Annotated in this window: 2 protein-coding genes; both read left to right on the top strand. The window is 56.9% G+C overall.

Annotation, left to right across the window (positions count from 1 at the left end; translation table 11 throughout):
• On the top strand, positions 1 to 1,662 hold a 1,662-nt coding region (locus RTY00_RS23960; RefSeq protein ID WP_312666636.1), incomplete at its 5' end, for an EAL domain-containing protein.
• A gap of 156 nt (positions 1,663 to 1,818) precedes the next feature.
• Positions 1,819 to 2,173: MHYT domain-containing protein (locus RTY00_RS23955; protein WP_312666635.1), on the top strand; the 355-nt coding region annotated here is incomplete at its 3' end.

Here is a 2,173-nt window from a genome sequence, read left to right as displayed (position 1 = left end):
CTGATTGCCTATGCGGCATCAGGCGCGGCGTTGTGGCTGGCGTTTCATCTGCGCCAGGGCGAAAGCCTGTTATTACTGCGCGCCTGCGCAGCGTTAGTGATGGGGATTGCGATTGCCGGCATGCATTACACCGGCATGGCGGCAGCAGAGTTCGTTATGCCGGTAAGCATGCAACATCACGGTGCCAGCGAAGAGGGACTGGCGGTGTGGGTCACCATTATCACGCTGAGTATTCTGGGATTCATGTTGCTGATCTCGATGCTGGATGCGCAGATCCGTGCCGCGCGCCTCGCCGCTAAACTCAAGCGCGCCAACAGCGAGCTGCGCCAGCTGGCGATGCATGACAACCTCACCGCGCTGCCGAATCGCGTAATGCTGGAGCAGCAACTCACCACGGAGATCAAACAGGCGACGCTGCACGATGAGAATTTTGCGCTGATGTTCATGGATCTCGATGGTTTCAAAGCCATTAACGATACCTGGGGCCATCACGTCGGCGACCGCTTACTGATTGCCGTAGCCGATCGCTTGCGGGATGAACTGAGTGAAGAGATTCTGCTGGCGCGTTTGGGCGGTGATGAATTCGTGCTGCTGTGTCCGCAATTCCATCTTCATCAGGCCACCAAACTGGCACAACGGCTGGTACAAATAATTGATGCGCCTTTCGATCTCGATCGCTATTCGCTGCGCGTCTCCTTGAGCGTTGGCATTGTTATCTTCCCGCTGCACGGCCGCAGCCAGCAGGAGTTGATGTTCAACGCCGACTCCGCCATGTATCACACCAAACACAGTGGGCGTAACGGTTGGTGCCTGTTTGAACCGGCGATGAGCGCGGTGGCGCAGCATCAGCTGGCGCTGGCCAACGATTTGTGGAACGCGCTGGAATATCAGGAGATGCGCCTGTTCTATCAGCCAAAATTCCGCGCGGGCGGCACGGTATTAATCGGTTTTGAGGCGCTGCTGCGCTGGCAGCATCCGCGTCGCGGGCTGCTAATGCCGGATATGTTCCTGGCGCGCGCCGAGAAAACCGGGCAAATTGTCGCGCTGGGTAACTGGGTGATCAACGAAGCCTGCCGCCAGCTCAGGCAGTGGCACGATGAAGGCAACGGCGACTGGACGGTGTCGGTCAATCTCTCGGCTCTGCAGTTCCAGCAGCGCGATTTGATTGAGAGCCTGCGCCAGGCGTTGCAGCACCATCAGATCCCGGAAGGGGCGTTGATGCTGGAAATTACCGAGAACATCGCGATGCGCGACCCGCAGTTCAGCCAGCAGCGCATTGCCGAACTGCATCGTCTTGGGGTGAAAGTGGCGATCGATAACTTCGGCATCGGTTACGCCAACTTGCTGCATTTGAAACATCTCGAAGCCAGCGAGCTGAAAATCGACCGCGCCTTTATCAACAGTTTGCGCGCCGGCAGCGAAGACGCCACGGTGGTCACCGCGATGTTAACGCTGGCACAAACGCTTAACCTGCGCATGGTGGCGGAAGGCGTCGAGACCGAGGAGCAGCAGCGTTTACTCACCGGTTTAGGCTTCGACACGCTGCAAGGTTATCTGCTCGGCAAGCCCACGCCAGCCGATCGCATCGGTGAATTTACCGCTGCGCTTACCGTGCCGCTGGCGTTTAGCGATAACGTGGTGCCGTTGGCTGGCGCGCAGTAAACAATTTTTAGTTTCTTCTCCATCGGAAGGTTTCATCGTTCAAAAACTCAGATCGGCAGTTACGCTGCCGATAATTCCTACAATAAAACCAATAGATCTCACTTTTAACCACAACACCACAGCTGATTCAAACCGGCTTTTACTTGGGAAATCACTATGTTAGTGACTTCGTACGACTCGTTTACCGTCATCGTCTCGATCCTGGTGGCAATGCTGGCCTCGTTTACTGCACTTGATATGGCAGGACGCGTGGCTTCCTCAACTGGCAAGGTGGCGCTGGTTTGGTTATTCGGCGGTGGATTCGCTATGGGCGTCGGCATTTGGGCGATGCACTTCATCGGCATGCTGTCGATGAGCCTTGATATGGTGATGAGCTACGATCCCATGCTCACCGTCACCTCCATGGTGGTGGCGGTATTAGCCTCGGTATTTGCGCTGTGGCTGGTGTGTTCAACGCCGACGTTACCGTGGCCGCGACTGTGCGGTGGTGCCTTGGTGCTGGGGTCCGGCG

Origin of the sequence: Pantoea sp. CTOTU49201 (assembly GCF_032054795.1) — a bacterium.
Lineage (GTDB): Bacteria > Pseudomonadota > Gammaproteobacteria > Enterobacterales > Enterobacteriaceae > Pantoea > Pantoea symbiotica.
This window is presented reverse-complemented; position numbering and strand designations above follow the sequence as displayed.